The following is a 570-nucleotide window of genomic DNA, read 5'->3' as shown; positions in this document are numbered from 1 at the left end:
CTGGTACAGTTCATGTTCGACAACCCGGCGCTTGCTCTCGCTGCAATCCGTAATGAGCTGTTGCGCCCAGGCGGGATAACTTGCAGCTTCCATGAGTGGTCCGGTTCGGTTGAATGTGTCGATCACTGTTCGGCTCCTTTTGATTTGTGATTGTAAGGATCGGCAAGAGATTTCAACGGAACGTGCCAGGCGCCTTGAATAACAACGGCTGCGGTCTGGCGGGCCGACTTTGCAAACTGTCGCAGGTAAACAACTGCGGGCGTTCGATGACGTAACCCTGAGCGTAATCCACCCCGATTTCAAGCAATGCCTGCTCGATCTGGGTTGTTTCTACAAACTCGGCAATTGTCTGCTTACCCATGACATGCCCGATGTGATTGATCACTTCGACCATTGCGCGGTTAATCGGGTCGTCCAGCATATCCTTTACGAAACTTCCGTCGATCTTCAGGAAGTCTACAGGCAAATGTTTCAGATAAGCGAATGAAGACATTCCGGCGCAAAAATCATCAAGCGAGAAGTAACATCCTAAGCCTTTGAGTTCATTAATAAATCTAATTAGCACTCCCA

The 570-nt window shown here is 49.5% G+C and carries 1 protein-coding gene and 1 pseudogene; both read right to left on the bottom strand.

Annotated elements, in window-relative coordinates:
* Nucleotides 1–126 (bottom strand): annotated as a pseudogene (locus HT737_RS29495) (TenA family transcriptional regulator); the annotation flags it as partial.
* A 46-nt stretch (nt 127–172) separates the two neighbouring features.
* Nucleotides 173–570, bottom strand: a 398-nt coding sequence (locus HT737_RS29490; RefSeq protein ID WP_182404586.1) for an EAL domain-containing protein, incomplete at its 5' end; no start/stop codon positions are given.

The organism is Pseudomonas sp. MD195_PC81_125 (assembly GCF_014060985.1).
Lineage (GTDB): Bacteria > Pseudomonadota > Gammaproteobacteria > Pseudomonadales > Pseudomonadaceae > Aquipseudomonas > Aquipseudomonas parakoreensis.
The sequence above is the reverse complement of the archived record's forward strand: the minus strand, read 5'-3'. Positions and strand labels throughout refer to the sequence as shown.